This is a genomic window from Brevundimonas sp. M20 (genome assembly GCF_006547065.1).
Lineage (GTDB): Bacteria > Pseudomonadota > Alphaproteobacteria > Caulobacterales > Caulobacteraceae > Brevundimonas.
In genome coordinates, this window is record NZ_CP041243.1 from 2,754,455 (window position 1) to 2,769,114 (window position 14,660).

The following is a 14,660-nucleotide window of genomic DNA, read 5'->3' on the forward strand; positions in this document are numbered from 1 at the left end:
GTCAGTCCTCCTTCGCGGCCAGCCAAGGGGCGACCTTCTCAATCAGGGCCTTGGTCGGGCGGCGCGGGCGGCCGTCCATGTGGATGCAGACCACCTCGACGTCGGCCCGGCACAGGGCGTCCTCGCCGCGCGCGACTTCCTGACGGATCAGCAGGCGCGGTCCCTTCACCGCCTCGTACCATGTGCGGACCACCAGCTGATCGTCGATGCGGGCGGGCTTGAGGAAGGTCAACTCCATCTTCGAGACGACGAAGGCCATCGGTTCGTCATGGTCCAGAAGCTCGGCGTGGCCGACGCCCATCAGGCGCAGGCAGTCCGACCGGCCCCGCTCGAAGTAGCGAACGTAGTTGGCGTGATAGACCAAGCCGGTGAAGTCCGTGTCCTCGTAATAGACGCGCACCGGCAGGCGATGCTCCCGGCCCTCGAAACGGCCGGCGGTGGGGCTGTCGGTCATCGCGGCAGGTCTCCCCGGCGTTTCAGGAAGCCCGGGCAGAGGTCGGACTGGTTCTGCTCGAACTCGGTCTTCAGCGGATCGGTCTCCAGCATCAGCCGGTTGGGCCGCGAGACGAAGGCCACGACGTCATCGCCGTTGCGCAGATAGCCGCAGACGGCGCGGCGACGGCCGGTCTCGGTGTAGGTGACGCGGGCGGCCGGACCGACCAGGGCGTGCACCTGGGTCTGGGCGCGTTCCTCGGGCGTGGGTTCGGTGTGACTGAAGACGTTGCGGCTGACCAGCCACAGCAACAGGACGCCGAGCAGGATCACCGCCCCGCCCAGCACCGTGATCAGACGATCAACCCGCATTCTCCGTTTCGCCATGCGGCCCTCCTTCGGCGCGACCATGCCGGGGTTCGGCGCAGAGGTGAACCCTCGATGGGGGTGAACCCTGGATGGGGGTGAACCCTACTTGCCCCCGAACAGGTCCCCGGCCTGCGAAACCTTGGGCGGTTCGGACAGGCCGAGGTGGCTGTAGGCGCGGGCGCAGGCCATGCGGCCGCGGGGGGTGCGCTGGATGAAGCCCTGCTGGAGCAGATAGGGCTCGATCACATCCTCGACCGCGTCGCGCGCCTCGGCGATGGCTGCGGCGAGAGTGTCCATGCCGACGGGGCCGCCGCCGTAGTTCTCGATCAGGGCCTTGAGGAAGCGGCGGTCGTTGGAATCCAGACCGACCTCGTCGATCTCGAGCCGGGCGAGCGCGCGGGCGGCGACCAGCTTGTTGATGGCCGGCGCGCCCTCGGCGTCGGCGAAATCGCGCACCCGGCGCAGCAGGCGGCCGGCGATGCGGGGCGTGCCGCGCGAGCGCGACGCGACCTCGAAGGCGCCGTCCTCGGTGATGGCCGCGCCCATCTTGCGCGCCGTGCCGATGACGACGCGGGTCAGCTCCTGCGGGGTGTAGAACTCAAGCCGCAGCGGAATGCCGAAGCGGTCGCGCAGCGGCGTGGCCAGCAGGCCCGCGCGGGTCGTGGCGCCGACGAGGGTGAAGGGCGCCAGATCAATGCGGACCGAACGCGCCGACGGCCCCTCGCCGATGATCAGGTCGAGGACGTGATCCTCCATCGCCGGATAGAGGATCTCCTCCACCTGCGGGCTGAGGCGATGGATCTCGTCGATGAACAGCACGTCGCGCGGTTCGAGATTGGTCAGGATGGCCGCGAGATCGCCGGGCTTGGCGAGGATGGGGCCGGAGGTGGCGCGGAAGCCGACGCCCAGCTCACGCGAGACGATCTGGGCCAGGGTCGTCTTGCCCAGCCCCGGCGGGCCGAACAGCAGAACGTGGTCGAGCGCCTCGGCGCGGTTGCGGGCGGCGTTGATGAAGACCTGAAGGTTGCCCTTGGCCTGCTCCTGCCCGACGAACTCCGACAGGGTCTGGGGACGCAGGGCGCGGTCATAGGCTTCGCCGGGAGCGGCCTCGGGGGAGATGATGCGGTCGTCGGTCATTGGCCGCTCCGGTGGCGGGCGGCGGGGCGACGGTTAGTGAAAAGTGCTGGTAAGCAAGGGGTGAGCAGGTGACGTCCCGCCCGCGCGCAGACGTGCTCACGATCTTGCTCACCAGCACTTTTCACTGGCCCGCCCTTCACCGTCCCAACTCCTGAAGCGCCGCCCGGATCACCGCCGACAGGTCGGCGTCCTCGCCCAGACGGATCAGCGCCTGATCGACGGCGCGGCGGGCGTTGATCTCGGCGACGCCGAGGCCGAGCAGGGCCGAGACGGCCTCGCCGGTCAGACTGGGGACCGGGGCGGCGACCGCGGCCTCGACATGGACGCCGGGAGCATTCGGGGTGAAGGACGCCTCGCCCAGCGACTTGCCCTTCAGCTCGGTGACGATGCGCAGGGCCAGCTTGGGGCCGACGCCGTTGGCGCGGGCGACCGCGGCCTTGTCCTCACGCGCGACGGCGGAGGCCAGCTCGCCGGGCGGCAGGACGTCGAGCACGCCCAGCGCCGCCTTGGGGCCCACGCCCTGGATGGCCAGCATGGTGCTGAAGGCCCGGCGTTCGTCGCGGGTCAGGAAGCCGTAGAGGCGCGGACCGGCGTCCTCGCTCCACTGGGAATGGATGTGCAGGGTCGCCTCGTCGCCGGGCGCCGGGAGACGGCCCAGCGTCCGCGCGCCACAGGCCACGACATAGCCGACGCCCATGCAGTCCAGCAGGCAGTGATCCTGTTCGACCTCGGCCAGAACGCCGCGCAGACGACCGATCATGCCGCGCCTCGCAGGGTCTCGAGCAGGGCCCGCTTGCGCAGCTGGGCGTGGGTGATGGCGACGGCCAGCGCGTCGGCGGCGTCGGCCCTGGCGTCGCCGGAGGTCGGCAACAGGCGTTTGACCATGAAGGCGATCTGGCCCTTGTCGGCGTGACCGGCGCCGACCACCGCCTTCTTGATGAGGTTGGGCGAGTATTCCGCGACCGGCAGGCCGCATTTGGCCGGGGCCAGCATGACGGCGGCGCGGGCGTGACCCAGCTTCAACGTCGAGGACGGGTTCACGTTGACGAAGACTTCCTCGACCGCCGCTTCCTCGCAGCCGTAGTCGCCGCACAGGGCGGTGACGGCATCCAGCAGGTGCAGCAGGCGCTCGGCGAAGGGGGCGTTCTCGGGCGGGGTGACCACGCCGTGGGCGATCCAGCGCAGGCGCGAGCCCTCGGCTGAAATCACGCCCCATCCGGTGCGTCTGAGGCCGGGGTCCAGCCCGATGATCCGAGTCGCTTCGTTCGCCATCCGTTCCCTTTTGCCCGAGAGATGCCTAACGGACAATGACCGGACGGGAAGAACCGCCTTTTCGGGGGCGGCCTACTCGTCTCTCGGCATGACCGAGAAGCCCGCCAGACCGTCCTCGGAGGACAGGCGTTCGACGAGGCCGTCGATGTCGAGCGGCATGGAGCCCTTCACCTTCAGATGATGTTCGTGCAGCTTGCCGTCCTGCGAGACGACGTGGCCGAGGCGGACGGCCTTCATGCCGGTGTCCCTCAGCAGGTTGCGGACATGGGCCTCGCCCGGCGCGGCGTTGCGACGCCATTTCAGCGTCACGTCCATCACCCCGATATGGGGCAGCTTCGCATCCGCCAGACGCAGGACCGCCAGCACCGCGAGGGTGGCGCACGCCGCGATCAGGGCCAGCGGCAACATGCCGACGCCGAACAGAACGCCGATGGCCGAGGTCACCCACAGGGACGCCGCCGTGGTCAGCCCATGAACCGAAAAACCCTCGCGGAAGATCACGCCCGCGCAGAGGAAACCGATGCCGGTCAGCAGGCCGTGCGACATGCGGGTGGGATCAATCACCACCGTCTGCCCCGGCAGGGCGGTGAAGGCCCAGGTCGACTGGTGCATCGCCGCCAGCATCAAGACGCAGCTGGTCAGGCAGACCAGAATATGGGTGCGAAAGCCCGCGGGGTGGCCGTGATAGGTGCGCTCGACCCCGATCAGTCCTCCGGCCGTCATGGCCGCGAGCACCGGCCAGACCAGATCCCAATTCATCAATGAAATTCGCTCCGCAAACTGACGAATCCCAAACCTAGTCCCGCTTGGCCGGAGCGATCAAGCGGCGGTCAGTCGTCGCGCGGATCGAGCGAGTAGCCGACCACGCCCTCGATGCCACGCAGGCGGGCGCCGAGCGCCTTGAGCGCGGGCTCGCCGTCGATCCTGAAGCGGAAGCTGCGGCGCAGCTTCTGGCCGTCTTCGATCAGTTCGAACCGGTCGGCCTTGGCGGATCGCGGCAGGCCCGCCAGCGCGGCCTCGATCCGGTCCTCGGCCCCGACCGCGTCCCGGAGCCAGACGATCTCGGCGTCCACCACCGCCTGCTGAGGCAGGCGACGGCTGACCAGTCGCAGGGCGACGAGGATGAGCACGGTCAGCGTCGTCCCGACCACCCCCAGCAGGAACAGTCCCGCGCCGAAAAGCAGGCCGATGGCGGCGGTGATCCAGAGCGAGGCGGCGGTCGTCAGGCCATGGATCGAGAACCCCGCGCGGAAGATCACCCCGGCGCACAGGAAGCCGATACCGGTCAGGACGCCGTGCGCCAGACGGGCGGGATCGGCGATGACCTCCGCGCCCTGAACCGGCACGAAGCGCCACGCCGCCTGGGACACCGCCAGCTCCATCAGCAGGGCGGAAGCGAGGCAGACGAGGATGTGGGTCCGGAACCCCGCGGCCCGCCCGCGCCACTCCCGCTCGAAGCCGATCAGGCCGCCCGCCATGACGGCGGCGATCAGGGGAAGCGTGAAGCCGGGCAGGTCATTGAGGGTCATCCGCGAGCAACGGGAGCCGGGCGTGGCGGTTCCTGCGCGTCTACGTCGCCCCCGACCGACGCCGGAGACAGGGGCGGCGCCACGCGCTAGCGTGTCGTGCGACAGGGGAGATGGCGAATGATCGGGACCACAGGCAAGATGCTGGCCGCGCTGGCGACAACCGCCCTGCTGGCGGGGAGCGTCGCGGCGCAGACCGACAATGCGCGCCCGGATCAGGCCGCCTTCCGCGACCTGTATCGCGAGCTGATCGAGACCAACACCACCCTGTCCGAGGGCAGTTGCACCCTGGCGTCCGAACGGATGGCGGCGCGACTGCTGGCGGCGGGCTATCCGGCGGCCGACGTGCGGGTTCTGGTTCCGTCCGAGCGGCCGAAGGACGGCAATCTGGCGGCGGTGCTGCGGGGCGACGATCCGACCGCCGCGCCGATCCTGTTGCTGGCGCACATCGACGTGGTCGAGGCCCGGCGCGAGGACTGGACGCGCGATCCCTTCACCCTCATCGAGGAAGACGGATATTTCCACGCCCGGGGCGCGCAGGACGACAAGGCGCAGGCGGCGATCTGGGTGGACACGCTGATCCGGCTGAAGGCCGAGGGCTTCACGCCGCGCCGGGACATCAAGATCGCCCTGACCTGCGGCGAGGAGACGTCGGACACCTTCAACGGCGTGTCCTGGCTGCTGGCCAACCACCGCGACGCGCTGGAGGCCGGGTTCGCCCTGAATGAGGGCGCGCGCGGGCGGCTGGACGCGGCAGGCAACCGCGTGGCGCTGGAGATTCAGGCGGGCGAGAAGATTTATCAGGACTATCGTCTGGAGATCACCAATCCCGGCGGCCACTCCTCCCGTCCCGTGCCGGACAACGCCATCTATCGCCTGTCGAACGCCCTGACGCGGCTGGAAGCCTTCACCTTCCCGACCGAGCCGAACGAGACGGTGAAGGCCTATTTCGCGGCGCTGGCCCCGACCAACCTCGCCCATGCCGCTGACATGCGCGCCATCGGCTCGGCGTCCGGGCGAGCGCGGGAAGCGGCGGCGCGACGATTGTCGGCGGCGGACCCGGCGTGGAACGCGGTGCTGCGCACCACCTGCGTGGCCACCATGGTCGATGCCGGACACGCGCCCAACGCCCTGCCCCAACGCGCGACGGCGAACGTGAACTGCCGCATCCTGCCCGGTCAGGATCCGCAGGCGATCCGCTCGCGGCTGGCGCGCGTTCTGGCCGATCCGGGGATCGCGGTGAGCATCGCGGGCAATATCGACCCGACCTCGCCGCCCCCGCCGCTGAGCCCAGACATCCTCGAGCCGATCCGCGCGGCCGCCGCAGAGTTGTGGCCCGGCGTCCCGGTCATCCCGTCGATGAGCCCCGGCGCCACGGACGGTCGTTTCACCAACGCCGCGGGCGTGCCGACCTATGGCGTCACCGGCCTGTTCGCCGATCCCGATGGTGGTGGTGTCCATGGCCTGAATGAACGCATCCGGGTCCGCTCGCTCTACGAAGGTCGCGACTTCCTGTTCACGCTGGTGAAGGCCTACGCCGGGCAGGCGCAATGAAGCCGGGAACCGGCGCCGTTTGAAACCTGAGCGCGCATTTTCCGTTGTGGGGAGGCAGGCATGGGGCCTGCGCCGAGCGACCCGCTGCCATGTCCGCCAGTCTTGATCGCCACATTCGCCCGGAGAATTTCACCGCCCTGAAGGCCGAGGTGATCCGCGCCGCCGTCGAACTGTCCGACGAACAGCTGATGGAGCTGACCGACACCCTGCACAGCATGATCCGTCTGCGCCGTCCCGGCCGCCCGATCAGCGACGACGCCGGATGGATGGTGGAGGCTGAGTCCCAGTACTTGCCGTGAGGCCGGTCACTCCGGCATCACGAACCGGCTGGTGTAGGCGACGCGAGCGCCCGGCTGGATATCCTCAGTCACACGCGCGCGGCGGGTGGCGCGAAGAGCGGCGACCCCGAAGCCATACCCCGGCGGGTCCTCGCGCAGGATCACACAATCGCCGAGCCCCTGGTTGGACTGGACAACACAGCCAATCATCACCCGAGCCTTTCCACCGGGCACGCTGATGCCTTCGCGCGGATATTCGGGCATCGGCGAACGCTCCCAGCGCGGCGCTTCGACCGGCAAACGAACGGTGGCGGTTTCCTGATCAGGCACGACGTCCGGACTGGCCGGGCGGACCTCGATCAGGTCCTCACGCTTGACAACCTCCACCTCAGCTTGCGCGACAGGCCGCGGCGATTCCACGTCCCCGGCGGCGTCGCCCATGGGGATGCGAAGGTTCGGGATCACCCACGCGATCACCACCCCGGCGGCGATCAGAAGGATGATCAGCATCCACGGCGGCCGCTTCGGCGTCTCGACCAGAGGCGTCGGGCGGCGACCGCCGTTCAGGTCCATCAGCCGGCGTACTTCGCCGCGTCCTCGTCCGAGATGTCCTCGTTCGAATAGACGTTCTGGACGTCATCCTCGGCGTCCAGCGCGTCGAGGAGCTTGAACAGGGTGCCGACAGCCTCGCCCGTGACCGGCACCTCCGACTGGGGCTTCCAGACGATGGCGGTGGACTTCGGGTCGCCCAGCACCTTCGACATGGCTTCGGCCACGTCGTTAAGGTCCTCGAAGGCGGTCCAGATGGTGTGACCCGGCGCGTCCTCATAGATGTCCGGCTTGACGAGATCGCTCTCGACGTCCTGGGCGCCGGCCTCGATGGCGGCCTCCATGACGGCGTCTTCGGTGCCCGCCTCGGCCGCGTAGACGATCTTGCCGACCTTGTCCCACATGAAGGCGACCGAGTTCATTTCGCCCAGCGCGCCGCCGTTCTTCTTGAAGGCGGTGCCGATGTTGGAGGCGGCGCGGTTGCGGTTGTCGGTCAGGGCCTCGACGATGATGCCGACGCCGCCGGGGCCACGACCTTCGTAGCGGACCTCTTCCATCGTATCGAGGTCGCCCGACGAGGCCTTGTTGATGGCGCGGGCGATGACGTCCTTGGGCAGGCTTTCGGCCTTGGCGTTGTTCACCGCCAGACGCAGGCGCGGGTTCATGGCCGGGTCGGGCATGCCCGACTTGGCGGCGACGGTGATGTCGCGCGACAGCTTGGAGAACAGCTTGGAGCGTTGGGCGTCGGCGCGCCCCTTGCGATGCATGATGTTCTTGAACTTGGAATGGCCGGCCATGGGTAGGTCTCTTGGTTTTGGGCGCTATCACTCGCGGCGCGGCCGCTCGCTGCTTGAGCGCGAGGTCGCGATCCTGAAAGTCGGAGCCGCGATCTAGCCGATGGCGGGCGCGGTGTCACGATTCAGGAACCGGTAGAGCTTTACAGGCATTTGGAACGCAGCAGACGGAGCCCTGACATGACCGCAGAAGACGCCATCTACGCCGCCGAGGGCTATCACGACGAAGACCTGCACGAGGCCGATATCGTGGAATGGTACGAGACCCGCCCGGTCACCGTGTCCACCGCCGTCGCCACCGGCGCCGTCATCGGCGCCTTCGCGCTGGGCGTTCTGACCGCCGTGGGCGCGCTGGCGCTGATGGGCCGACTGGACGACTGAGCCCCTCGCGGGTTCAGGCTTTCAGGCTCTCCAGAAACCCGCGCATCTTCTCGTCGACGCTGACCGGCCGCTTGGTTTCGCGGTCGACATAGACGTGGACGAAATAGCCGACGGCGGCGGCGTCCTGTTCGTTGTTTCGGAACAGGGCGATCTCGTAGCGGACCGAGCTGGTGCCGACATGCGCCACCCGCACCCCCGCCTCGATCTCGTCCGGGAAGGCGGTGGGCGAGAAGTAGCGGCAGCCGGTCTCGGCCACCAGGCCGATGGTCTGGCCGTTGTGGATGTCCAGCACCCCGTTGACCACCAGCAGCCGGTTCACCGCCGTGTCGAACCACGAGTAGTAGACGACGTTGTTCACGTGGCCGTAGACGTCGTTGTCCATCCAGCGGGTCGAGATCTGCTGGAAACGGCGATAGTCGCCGCGTTTCGTGCGTTCGATGGTGCCGGTCATTATCCCTCCAGTGAAGAGCGCTAACGCTCGGGACGCGGTCCCTCGCTGCTTGAGCGCATTGTTGCGCGCTAACGCTCGGGACGCGATCCCTCGCTGCTTGAGCGCATTCGTTGGTCATTTCCTCCGGGCGTCTCTGCGGACACCTCGGACGAACAGCGTTGGGCTTGGCGGACGCCGCGTCAAGCGCCTAGCGTCTTTGTTATGAGCACCCCGATCCAGACCCGCGCCGCCGTCCTTCGCGCCATGGGGGCCGCGCGGCCCTATGCCGACAGCCGACCGCTGGCCATCGAAACCGTGACCCTGGACCCGCCGGCCGCCGGAGAGGTGCTGGTCGCCGTGAAGGCGGCGGGCCTGTGCCACTCGGACCTGAGCGTCATCAACGGCGACCGGCCCCGGCCCATGCCGATGGCGCTGGGCCATGAGGCGGCGGGCGTGGTCGAGGCGGTCGGCCCCGGCGTCGAGGATCTGGAGCCCGGCGACCATGTCGTGATGGTCTTCATGCCCAGTTGCGGCCATTGCGATCCCTGCGCCGGAAGCCGTCCGGCCCTGTGCGAGCCGGGCGCGGCGGCCAACGGCAAGGGCGAACTGCTGGGCGGCGGAACCCGGCTGCACGGCCCCGAAGGCGACCTGCATCACCACCTCGGCTGCTCGGCCTTCGCGGACCGGGCGGTGGTCTCGCGCCGGTCGCTGGTCAAGGTTCCGAAGGACCTGCCGTTCGAGCACGCGGCCCTGTTCGGCTGCGCGGTCCTGACCGGGGTGGGCGCGGTGGTGAACACGGCGCGGGTCCGGGCCGGACAGTCGGTGGCCGTGGTCGGTCTGGGCGGCGTCGGTCTGGCCTCCGTGCTGGGCGCGCTGGCCAGCGGCGCCAGCCCGGTGATCGCCGTGGACCTGTCGCAGGACAAGCTGGCGCTGGCCCGCTCCCTCGGCCCCGTCCTGACCGTCAACGCGGCGGACCCGGACGCCGTCGAGCAGGTGCGCGCCCTGACCGGCGGCGGGGCCGAGGTCGTGCTGGAGATGGCCGGATCGGTGCGCGCGCTGGAGGCCGCGTGGAAGATGACCCGGCGGGGCGGAACCACGGTCACCGCCGGCCTGCCGCCCCCCGAGGCGGCGCTGGCGGTCAATGTGGTCAATCTGGTCGCCGAGGAGCGGACCCTGAAGGGCAGCTATATCGGCACGGCCATCCCGTCGCGCGACATTCCCCGCTACATCAGGCTGTTCCGCGACGGCCGCCTGCCGGTGGACCGGCTGCTGACCGGGGTGGTCCGGCTGGAGGACATCAACGCCGCCTTCGACGCCCTGCACGCGGGCGAGGCGGTGCGCACGGTGGTGCGGTTCTAGGCCTCCCCGTCTCAGGCCTTGTCCCGCACGCGCATGGCCCCGCCCTGCCCCGTCTCCACGTCGAAGCGGCCCGTGGCGCGGATCAGGTCTGACAGCTTGGCGTGGCCATAGGAGCGCTGGTCGAAGTCCGGATAGGCGTTGCGCAGACGATTGCCGATGCCGCCCACCGACACCCAGCCGTCGCCGTCCTCGTCCATATCGGCGATGACCGAGGCGATCAGGCGGGCGGCTTCGGACGGCTTGCGGCGGCCGGCGGGCGGGGCCTTGCCCGCGGCGGCGGAGGGCGCGCCCTCCTCGGCGACGGGGGTGTTCAGGTTCTCGGTGTAGATGAACCGGGTGCAGGCCTGCCGGAAGCTTTCCGGCGTCTTTTGCTCGCCGAAGCCATAGACATCGACGCCCTCCTCCCGAATCCGGGACGCCAGCCGGGTGAAGTCCGCGTCCGAGGAGACGAGGCAGAAGCCGTCGAACCGGCCCGAATGCAGCAGGTCCATGCCGTCGATCACCAGGGCGATGTCGCCGGAGTTCTTGCCCTTGGTGTTGGCGAAATTCTGCTGGGGCTGGATGGCGAAGCGGGCCAGCACCTTCGTCCATCCGGACAGTTGCTGGCTGGCGAAGTCGCCGTAGATGCGCCGCGAGGAAGCTTCGCCGAGGGTGGCGATCTCGGTGAACAGCGCCTCGGCGATCCGGGACGACGCATTCTCCGCATCGATCAGGACGGCGAGACGGGGCGGCTTGGCGACGGCGGAGGGCATGGCGGGCTTTCGAAGCGAGGGTCGAAGGGGAGCGTCCGTTGTACGGCGTGTCGGGTCAACGGCTGTTCGCGCGGACCGGATGCGGCGGCGCCCGCTTTGCGCTACAGGGCCGGGATGACCCAAGCCCCCCTTCGCCGCCTGATCGACCTGCCCGGCCTCGACGCCCTCGAGATGAAGGCGCTGATGAAGCCGTCCGTCGCCGACCCGGACAATCGCGACGACTATCCGGAGATCGCCGAGGCGGCCAAGGCCTGCTTCGGCCTGACGCCCGAGGAGGCTGAAGCCGTCGCCCTGCCCGACGACTGGGACAGCATCGAACGGCTGGACGGTTTTGACCTGACCGACGCCTTCGAGGCCGAAGGCTGGGACGTCACCGACAGCAAACGCAAACCCCTGCGCATGATCCGCCACTGGGCCCTGCCGCTGGCGCTGGCCATGCGCGGCGTCGCCGGCGAACTGCCGTTCGCGCCCGAGCCGGGCCCGGATGAAGCGGGCGACGACTGGGGATCGAAGATGGCGGCCGAGGCGACGCGGTTCAGGAAGCGGTAGGACCGGCGCCGAACTCATGTTCGGCGAGGAACAGCAGGGGCGGCAGGATGTAGTCGCTGAGGCGGGGACGCCGCCCGGTGGCGAGGCTCCACTGGAACCACTGCTCACGTTCGCAAACGGGCTCGGCGCGCCGTCCGGCGATCCGGAGAAGACGTTGACGCTGGAGTTCTCGCAGGAAGGCGTCGGTGTGGCGGCGGCGGGACGGGCGGCGGGTTCGCATGGAATGTCTCCGGTTGGGGTGTCGGGCGTGGGGTGTGGGGTGTCGGGGTCGGGCGTGGGAAACGCAGCGTCGCGCACAGCACGCGCCACCAGCCAACCCTCCCCCCTCGAGGGGGGAGGGCTTTGGAATTGAGGCTCGTCCTCCACCGGTCTGACCCGGCGAGGGATGGGAAGGGCGCGGGACGCCGGGCCTCGCCCGGTGTGTGGTGTTTTGTTTTACCGTTTCGACGAGAGCGACGTCCCGCGCGGCCGTTTTCCACACGCCCTCCGGCTGGCGGCCTTTGATTTAGGGCCTTGCCGGATCACCGCCGGGATCATTGCTGACCCCGACGCGGGGCGGACTTCGACCGTTCAGAGACGCCAGCGGTCCGCTTCCAACAGCGCGCGGCGAGCAAGCGGGCAGGATCCATCCCTGCCCGACGAGGACCCCCGCACTCTCCTTCGCGCAGGCTTCATCGCTCGGCCACAGCCCGCCGTCGTCGAGAAGCGTGGATCCGACGCCCTCCCCATCGACGGGATGCGGGTATTGTGGAGGGTGCGCTTCCTATGGCGGGAGAATGACGCTGCGCCGGAAAATTGTGGAATGCGGTCAGCGGGTTGGCGCGGCGGATTGCGCGGGGTTGGCGGGGAACTGCTGCGTATTCTTGGAGGATGGACGCGGCGGGATGCGGAGCTTGAAGAGCCACCTTAGCCGCTAGCGCCAAGGCCTGACACATGACTAACCTGTGGTAGGCGATCAGGCGCGATTCCTATCTTGGGTACGCAACTCGCCAGCAGGCGAGACAAGCGATGATCCAGTCCACCCTCGAAGCGATCATATCACTGCAGCAGCAGCACTCGCCTTCAGACACTCCCGCCATGAAGCGCCGCGGCTTTCTAATCCGTCAGGAGCTACCTACCGAAATCTCCGAGTGGCGAATTACGGTCGCGAGCGCCATGGGTCCCTACGGCGATGACCTCGAAATCAAGGGCAGCGATGGAACGGGTCTAAAGGCTCTTGTCCCTTGGACCCGCCTCTATTCTCGTCGGATGTCGCCTGCGCCTACCTCTGGTTGGTATCTGGTCTACCTATTTCATCCCGATGCATCTGGCGTCTCACTATGTCTGAGCCACGGCTCGACCACACCAGAGGACGGAAACTTCAAAGGTATAAGCCGTACAGACGCAGCAGAGCTCGTGGGGTGGGCTAGGTCTGTCCTGCGCGATGAGTTCGCAGAAAATAGTGAAGTGTCGACCGGCGTATCTCTGGGCAAACAGAAACTCGCCGCAGCCTACGAGCGAACAACCATTTTCTCGAAATTCTATAGAGCGGGTGCCGTTCCATCAGATCGAAACCTCGTGGCCGATTTAGAACTGTTCGCCGCCGCTCTCAGTAAGCTCTATCGCGCGCAAACAGCAGGCGTTGTCCCCGGCACCACAAGCGCAGATGTTGTTGAGGTTCTCCAACTCGCCGAAGAGATTTCGGCTCCCTTTAAGCAACCATTGCGGGGACAGGGCTGGGGCCTTGACGCACCTTCTAGACGCGCCGTCGAGTTACGAGCAATGAAGCTCGCAGAGGAATGGCTTAGCAACCAAGGCTTCACCTTCACCGATGTGTCGCTCAGAGATAGTTGCGACTTCCGCGCTCAAAGAGCTGGTCAGGAGTGGGTTATCGAAGTCAAAGGAACGACTGGCGGTCCCAAAAGCGTTCTTTTGACCCGAAATGAGGTGGCGCTGCATCGGTCCGCGTACCCGCTGAATGCACTCCTCGTGGTGCACGGGGTTGTGCTCGGCAAGGACGGGGTAGCAACAGGCGGCACCCTAGTCGCATTCCATCCATGGCTTCTCGATGACAAGCACCTCGAAGCAACCAGCTACGAATACAAACTACAGTAAACTGGATTATTCGTGCGGCTCGAACCTGATGAGATCGTACTTCTCGGCGAACCACGCCACGAACACCTCAGGCGCCTCGCCAAATCGCCAATAGCGCAGCACATCCTCGGGCGACCAACCCGCGTCAGCGGAGTCGATGCACCAGTCGCGCTTCAGCACGGCGTTCACCTGCTCAAGCCAAGCGGCACAGTCGAGTGGAAGAATCTGATCCATGCCCCGAGCTTAGGCGCCATCCGGGCTGGGGCGCGACCATCCCCCGGTTGGAAATCTCACCCCGCCCCCCCTCTCCGGTAGAAACGCAAACAGGCCCGCAGCCCTTCGGCCACGCGCCTGTCTGTTGATCAGCACCCGCGACCGCCCGCTTGTCGCGGGCCGGCGGTCGCGGGGCCTCGGTCAGGTCACCCTACGACAGCACCACGATGGTCACGCGGCGGTTCTGGGCGCGGCCTTCTTCGGTGTCGTTGGAGGCGACGGGGGATTCCTCGCCGTAGGAGATGGCCGACATGCGGTTCAGGGCGACGCCGCGGCGGCTGAGGTAGCGGCGGACGGCCTCGGCGCGGGCTTCGCCGAGCTGGTCGTTGTGACGTTCGTCACCGACGCTGTCGGTATAGCCCTGGATCTCGAGATAGACGTTGCGGTTCTCGGCGGCGAGGCGCTGGGCGAACTCGGCCAGACGGGACTCGGCCTCGGGCGACAGGGTGTTGCCGTCGGTCGGGAACTTCACCGAGTCATCCGACAGGACGACCTCGTACAGGAATTTGCCCTCGGCCAGCTTGTGGGCGGCGTTGGCGCGGGCGAGCGCCTCGCCGGCGGTGCCCTCGACCGTGGTCACGCGGGCGTCGACCACGGCGGTCTGCTCGCGCACGAAGCGGTGGCTGGCGCAGCCCGAAGCGGCGACGCCGAAGGCCAGGATGACGCCGACGGCGGCTGCCGTTCTGAATTGCGGTTTGATCAAGAGTCTCTCCATCAATGGTCCGGCGCGCCAATCCCGGTTGTCGCGCATGCCGCCCAGCACAGGGGGCCAAACGGCAAAAGTCGGCCAAGGTTGCATGAGACCAATGGAAGCTGCGCATAAACATGCCAGACGATGTTCTGTGAAGTTGAAAGGCTGAGCTTCGAAACAACTTTATGATCTTCGCCTTTTTGCTGACGCGAGACGCGGATCATCATGGCGCGTCGGGAAC

20 protein-coding genes are annotated in these 14,660 nt (G+C 67.9%); 6 read left to right on the top strand and 14 right to left on the bottom strand.

What is annotated here, in order from left to right; genetic code table 11:
- Position 1 precedes the first annotated feature (1 nt).
- The 7 genes from ybgC to FKQ52_RS13585 all read right to left on the bottom strand — a co-directional run bounded on the left by ybgC (position 2) and on the right by FKQ52_RS13585 (position 4,739).
- Entirely contained in the window at positions 2–454 is a 453-nt protein-coding gene (gene ybgC / locus FKQ52_RS13555; protein WP_304580220.1) for a tol-pal system-associated acyl-CoA thioesterase, read from the bottom strand.
- A complete protein-coding gene (locus FKQ52_RS13560; protein ID WP_141627670.1) occupies positions 451–819 on the bottom strand; it encodes a hypothetical protein in 369 nt (122 codons plus the stop codon). Before FKQ52_RS13560 ends, ybgC begins: the two co-directional genes overlap by 4 nt.
- An 84-nt stretch (positions 820–903) precedes the next feature.
- Positions 904–1,938 carry a Holliday junction branch migration DNA helicase RuvB gene (gene ruvB, locus FKQ52_RS13565; RefSeq protein WP_141627671.1) on the bottom strand — a complete coding sequence of 345 codons (1,035 nt, stop codon included), beginning with the start codon at positions 1,936–1,938 and terminating at the stop codon, positions 904–906.
- A 136-nt stretch (positions 1,939–2,074) separates the two neighbouring features.
- Positions 2,075–2,698: a Holliday junction branch migration protein RuvA gene (gene ruvA, locus FKQ52_RS13570; protein WP_141627672.1), complete on the bottom strand. Its 624-nt coding sequence runs from the start codon at positions 2,696–2,698 to the stop codon at positions 2,075–2,077.
- Positions 2,695–3,210 (bottom strand): crossover junction endodeoxyribonuclease RuvC, encoded by a 516-nt coding sequence (gene ruvC / locus FKQ52_RS13575; RefSeq protein ID WP_141627673.1) that lies wholly within the window; start codon positions 3,208–3,210, stop codon positions 2,695–2,697. The genes ruvA and ruvC overlap by 4 nt, the downstream gene beginning before the upstream one ends.
- Before the next feature lie 72 nt (positions 3,211–3,282).
- Positions 3,283–3,969, bottom strand: a complete 687-nt coding sequence (locus tag FKQ52_RS13580; protein WP_141627674.1) for an MgtC/SapB family protein — start codon at positions 3,967–3,969, stop codon at positions 3,283–3,285.
- 71 nt (positions 3,970–4,040) lie between these two features.
- The gene (locus FKQ52_RS13585; protein ID WP_141627675.1) at positions 4,041–4,739 is read right to left on the bottom strand and encodes an MgtC/SapB family protein; all 699 of its coding nucleotides are present in this window, start codon (positions 4,737–4,739) and stop codon (positions 4,041–4,043) included.
- A gap of 117 nt (positions 4,740–4,856) precedes the next feature.
- On the opposite strand from FKQ52_RS13585, the gene FKQ52_RS13590 reads away from it, so the two are divergent.
- Together FKQ52_RS13590 and FKQ52_RS13595 are read left to right on the top strand one after the other, a co-directional pair.
- On the top strand, positions 4,857–6,290 hold the full coding sequence (locus FKQ52_RS13590; RefSeq protein ID WP_141627676.1) for a M20/M25/M40 family metallo-hydrolase: 1,434 nt from the start codon (positions 4,857–4,859) through the stop codon (positions 6,288–6,290).
- An 89-nt stretch (positions 6,291–6,379) separates the two neighbouring features.
- Positions 6,380–6,589, top strand: coding sequence for a hypothetical protein (locus tag FKQ52_RS13595; protein WP_141627677.1), 210 nt, complete (start codon positions 6,380–6,382; stop codon positions 6,587–6,589).
- A 6-nt stretch (positions 6,590–6,595) separates the two neighbouring features.
- On the opposite strand, the gene FKQ52_RS13600 is transcribed toward FKQ52_RS13595, so the two are convergent.
- Both FKQ52_RS13600 and FKQ52_RS13605 read right to left on the bottom strand, forming a co-directional pair.
- Positions 6,596–7,078, bottom strand: coding sequence for a hypothetical protein (locus tag FKQ52_RS13600; RefSeq protein WP_141627678.1), 483 nt, complete (start codon positions 7,076–7,078; stop codon positions 6,596–6,598).
- A 62-nt stretch (positions 7,079–7,140) separates the two neighbouring features.
- The gene (locus FKQ52_RS13605; RefSeq protein ID WP_141627679.1) at positions 7,141–7,914 is read right to left on the bottom strand and encodes a YebC/PmpR family DNA-binding transcriptional regulator; all 774 of its coding nucleotides are present in this window, start codon (positions 7,912–7,914) and stop codon (positions 7,141–7,143) included.
- A 177-nt stretch (positions 7,915–8,091) separates the two neighbouring features.
- Here FKQ52_RS13605 and FKQ52_RS13610 point away from each other — a divergent pair, with 177 nt between their 5' ends.
- On the top strand, positions 8,092–8,292 hold the full coding sequence (locus FKQ52_RS13610; protein WP_141627680.1) for a hypothetical protein: 201 nt from the start codon (positions 8,092–8,094) through the stop codon (positions 8,290–8,292).
- A gap of 13 nt (positions 8,293–8,305) precedes the next feature.
- On the opposite strand, the gene FKQ52_RS13615 is transcribed toward FKQ52_RS13610, so the two are convergent.
- Positions 8,306–8,743 (bottom strand): thioesterase family protein, encoded by a 438-nt coding sequence (locus FKQ52_RS13615; protein WP_141627681.1) that lies wholly within the window; start codon positions 8,741–8,743, stop codon positions 8,306–8,308.
- A 201-nt stretch (positions 8,744–8,944) separates the two neighbouring features.
- On the opposite strand from FKQ52_RS13615, the gene FKQ52_RS13620 reads away from it, so the two are divergent.
- Positions 8,945–10,081, top strand: a complete 1,137-nt coding sequence (locus FKQ52_RS13620; protein ID WP_141627682.1) for a zinc-dependent alcohol dehydrogenase family protein — start codon at positions 8,945–8,947, stop codon at positions 10,079–10,081.
- A gap of 11 nt (positions 10,082–10,092) precedes the next feature.
- Here FKQ52_RS13620 and FKQ52_RS13625 read toward each other — a convergent pair whose 3' ends face one another.
- Positions 10,093–10,833 carry an NYN domain-containing protein gene (locus FKQ52_RS13625; RefSeq protein ID WP_141627683.1) on the bottom strand — a complete coding sequence of 247 codons (741 nt, stop codon included), beginning with the start codon at positions 10,831–10,833 and terminating at the stop codon, positions 10,093–10,095.
- Positions 10,834–10,947: 114 nt separating this feature from the next.
- Between FKQ52_RS13625 and FKQ52_RS13630 the strand changes: the two genes are divergently transcribed.
- Positions 10,948–11,382: a hypothetical protein gene (locus FKQ52_RS13630; RefSeq protein ID WP_141627684.1), complete on the top strand. Its 435-nt coding sequence runs from the start codon at positions 10,948–10,950 to the stop codon at positions 11,380–11,382.
- Here the strand turns inward: FKQ52_RS13630 and FKQ52_RS13635 are convergent.
- Complete coding sequence (locus FKQ52_RS13635) at positions 11,369–11,602, bottom strand: hypothetical protein (protein ID WP_141627685.1); 234 nt, start codon at positions 11,600–11,602, stop codon at positions 11,369–11,371. The genes FKQ52_RS13630 and FKQ52_RS13635 overlap by 14 nt on opposite strands.
- A 788-nt stretch (positions 11,603–12,390) precedes the next feature.
- Here FKQ52_RS13635 and FKQ52_RS13640 point away from each other — a divergent pair.
- On the top strand, positions 12,391–13,476 hold the full coding sequence (locus FKQ52_RS13640) for an MrcB family domain-containing protein (protein ID WP_168196863.1): 1,086 nt from the start codon (positions 12,391–12,393) through the stop codon (positions 13,474–13,476).
- 6 nt (positions 13,477–13,482) lie between these two features.
- Here the strand turns inward: FKQ52_RS13640 and FKQ52_RS13645 are convergent, their stop codons facing one another.
- A complete protein-coding gene (locus FKQ52_RS13645; protein ID WP_141627686.1) occupies positions 13,483–13,689 on the bottom strand; it encodes a hypothetical protein in 207 nt (68 codons plus the stop codon).
- 190 nt (positions 13,690–13,879) lie between these two features.
- Positions 13,880–14,431 (bottom strand): OmpA family protein, encoded by a 552-nt coding sequence (locus tag FKQ52_RS13650; RefSeq protein WP_141627687.1) that lies wholly within the window; start codon positions 14,429–14,431, stop codon positions 13,880–13,882.
- Between the last annotated feature and the right edge of the window lie 229 nt (positions 14,432–14,660).

Coding starts and splice junctions, on each gene's coding strand:
- FKQ52_RS13635 (WP_141627685.1), bottom strand. CDS start 11,602: ATGCGAACCCGCCGCCCGTCCCGCCGCCGCCACACCGACGCCTTCCTG.
- FKQ52_RS13640 (WP_168196863.1), top strand. CDS start 12,391: ATGATCCAGTCCACCCTCGAAGCGATCATATCACTGCAGCAGCAGCAC.
- FKQ52_RS13590 (WP_141627676.1), top strand. CDS start 4,857: ATGATCGGGACCACAGGCAAGATGCTGGCCGCGCTGGCGACAACCGCC.
- FKQ52_RS13610 (WP_141627680.1), top strand. CDS start 8,092: ATGACCGCAGAAGACGCCATCTACGCCGCCGAGGGCTATCACGACGAA.
- ybgC (WP_304580220.1), bottom strand. CDS start 454: ATGACCGACAGCCCCACCGCCGGCCGTTTCGAGGGCCGGGAGCATCGC.
- ruvB (WP_141627671.1), bottom strand. CDS start 1,938: ATGACCGACGACCGCATCATCTCCCCCGAGGCCGCTCCCGGCGAAGCC.
- FKQ52_RS13580 (WP_141627674.1), bottom strand. CDS start 3,969: ATGAATTGGGATCTGGTCTGGCCGGTGCTCGCGGCCATGACGGCCGGA.
- FKQ52_RS13560 (WP_141627670.1), bottom strand. CDS start 819: ATGGCGAAACGGAGAATGCGGGTTGATCGTCTGATCACGGTGCTGGGC.
- FKQ52_RS13600 (WP_141627678.1), bottom strand. CDS start 7,078: ATGCTGATCATCCTTCTGATCGCCGCCGGGGTGGTGATCGCGTGGGTG.
- FKQ52_RS13630 (WP_141627684.1), top strand. CDS start 10,948: ATGACCCAAGCCCCCCTTCGCCGCCTGATCGACCTGCCCGGCCTCGAC.
- ruvA (WP_141627672.1), bottom strand. CDS start 2,698: ATGATCGGTCGTCTGCGCGGCGTTCTGGCCGAGGTCGAACAGGATCAC.
- FKQ52_RS13625 (WP_141627683.1), bottom strand. CDS start 10,833: ATGCCCTCCGCCGTCGCCAAGCCGCCCCGTCTCGCCGTCCTGATCGAT.
- FKQ52_RS13620 (WP_141627682.1), top strand. CDS start 8,945: ATGAGCACCCCGATCCAGACCCGCGCCGCCGTCCTTCGCGCCATGGGG.
- FKQ52_RS13645 (WP_141627686.1), bottom strand. CDS start 13,689: ATGGATCAGATTCTTCCACTCGACTGTGCCGCTTGGCTTGAGCAGGTG.
- FKQ52_RS13585 (WP_141627675.1), bottom strand. CDS start 4,739: ATGACCCTCAATGACCTGCCCGGCTTCACGCTTCCCCTGATCGCCGCC.
- ruvC (WP_141627673.1), bottom strand. CDS start 3,210: ATGGCGAACGAAGCGACTCGGATCATCGGGCTGGACCCCGGCCTCAGA.
- FKQ52_RS13595 (WP_141627677.1), top strand. CDS start 6,380: ATGTCCGCCAGTCTTGATCGCCACATTCGCCCGGAGAATTTCACCGCC.
- FKQ52_RS13615 (WP_141627681.1), bottom strand. CDS start 8,743: ATGACCGGCACCATCGAACGCACGAAACGCGGCGACTATCGCCGTTTC.
- FKQ52_RS13605 (WP_141627679.1), bottom strand. CDS start 7,914: ATGGCCGGCCATTCCAAGTTCAAGAACATCATGCATCGCAAGGGGCGC.